Source organism: Thalassobacillus sp. C254, from assembly GCF_001310615.1.
The window spans coordinates 1-1,529 of the sequence record NZ_BAXQ01000066.1; the positions used below are offsets into that span (position 1 = coordinate 1).

A 1,529-nucleotide genomic window follows, 5' to 3' on the forward strand; every position below is an offset into this window, starting at 1 on the left:
ATCCTTTCAATAGTTAAATAGGTTGCTAACATTTCATGCGAATATTGCCCTGCGCCTATCACTCTTAAAACCAAGGATCCTGCTATTTCTTTTACTTTATCAACAGCGCTGATCACTATATCTCTAGATATGGAGGCGTTCTTTAGAATATTAGCTAACTTTTTATACAAACGATCGTGATAAGCATAATCTTTGTTTTTATTACTAAGTTTTTTTACATATTCAGATGAAGAAACCGTCAACTTAGTATTCTTACTAGTACCAGCTTTTGATTTATATTGGATAATATGAGCTTTACCAGAGGCTTTTTGCAATAATGATTTATCTAGAAATCGATCTAATATAATTACCCAATTAAATTTTTCATGCATAAAGTCTATCAAGTTCGAATCTTCAACAGCTAGCTGAATTGTACTTGTCAGCATATTAAAATGATTTTCATCGGGATAGTTTGAGACGAAAGAATATATTGCATTCTATAAAATTCTTCCAACGCCCTTGGTTGCTGCTCACTTATCAATGGTATTTTTTCACTGAATCTACTGTTAATAACGGTTGTTTTATTGGCTGTTGGAACCAATCCTCAGTGTTTTCTCTGTTTGATGCAAGTTCAAACTGGTATTGAACTTGTTTACCTTGTCCAAAGTAATCAGTTAATACTACAAGGTCAGTATCAACCATATGGTCTTCTACTTCTTTTTTAATCTCTTTCAGGTTTCCCCCTGATATTACGTTGATTTCTACCTTGGGTAAACGGCTATTCTGGATAGGGTTTGTAAATTCTTCATTCACCCATAACCATTCATTTAACTTTTCATGAAGATCAGCAGCATTTTGGCTATGAATAGTTTATTTTTTACTTTTCTTTAAATCTTTTAACTTGTTTAAATAAAGATTCAACAGAGCGAGTGATAGCTTCAAAGCTATTACAATATAGAAATAAGATATCCAGTCCATCCTTTGCAAAAGGATAAACTTCAAAATACTTCTTAACTGTATTTGTTAATTCTTTAGATAGTTCTTTCGCCATATAATCATGGTTAGAACCTAAGTCTGTGTTCAACACAAAATGACCATTTCCCATTACTTGGTTACTTTCAATATAAAAATGTTTTGCCTGTCGCTTGTCATATATAAAGGTGCACATTTATTATAGCTTTCAAATATATGATCTAAGTAGTCCTCTCTTTTTTCTACCTCAAAATTACCCTGGGCAGCTTGTTCTAACCAATACTCTACTTGGGTTTGTATTTTTTGGGTTTGTTTTAAAAAAGAAATAAGCCTAATCGGATTAATAATCGTTAATGTTCTTTCTGATGGTATATCGTGTTGATCATTAAATTGATAATCAATAGCCCCAATGATGTTCATCAATTCATAATTGCTTTTACAGCAGTAGATGAATCACTGACCTTACTAAGAATTTTTTCAGTTTCTTCCTCTAATTCAACCAAAGGTATTGAACCTAAGCCTCTTTTAAGTCCTTTATTAAGCATTTCCTCATAATACTCTAAGTACCTATAGAAAAG

4 protein-coding genes are annotated in these 1,529 nt (G+C 31.9%); all 4 read right to left on the reverse strand.

Annotated elements, in window-relative coordinates:
* A partial coding sequence (locus JCM19033_RS21615; protein ID WP_198153628.1) for a hypothetical protein occupies nucleotides 1-425 on the reverse strand: 425 nt, incomplete at its 3' end.
* A gap of 91 nt (nucleotides 426-516) precedes the next feature.
* Nucleotides 517-792 (reverse strand): hypothetical protein, encoded by a 276-nt coding sequence (locus tag JCM19033_RS21620; RefSeq protein WP_054637884.1) that lies wholly within the window; start codon nucleotides 790-792, stop codon nucleotides 517-519.
* A gap of 64 nt (nucleotides 793-856) precedes the next feature.
* Nucleotides 857-1,084: a hypothetical protein gene (locus JCM19033_RS21625; RefSeq protein ID WP_054637885.1), complete on the reverse strand. Its 228-nt coding sequence runs from the start codon at nucleotides 1,082-1,084 to the stop codon at nucleotides 857-859.
* The gene (locus JCM19033_RS21630) at nucleotides 1,084-1,371 is read right to left on the reverse strand and encodes a hypothetical protein (RefSeq protein WP_054637886.1); all 288 of its coding nucleotides are present in this window, start codon (nucleotides 1,369-1,371) and stop codon (nucleotides 1,084-1,086) included. The genes JCM19033_RS21625 and JCM19033_RS21630 overlap by 1 nt, the downstream gene beginning before the upstream one ends.
* Nucleotides 1,372-1,529 lie beyond the last annotated feature (158 nt).

Coding starts and splice junctions, on each gene's coding strand:
- JCM19033_RS21625 (WP_054637885.1), bottom strand. CDS start 1,084: ATGGGAAATGGTCATTTTGTGTTGAACACAGACTTAGGTTCTAACCAT.
- JCM19033_RS21630 (WP_054637886.1), bottom strand. CDS start 1,371: ATGAACATCATTGGGGCTATTGATTATCAATTTAATGATCAACACGAT.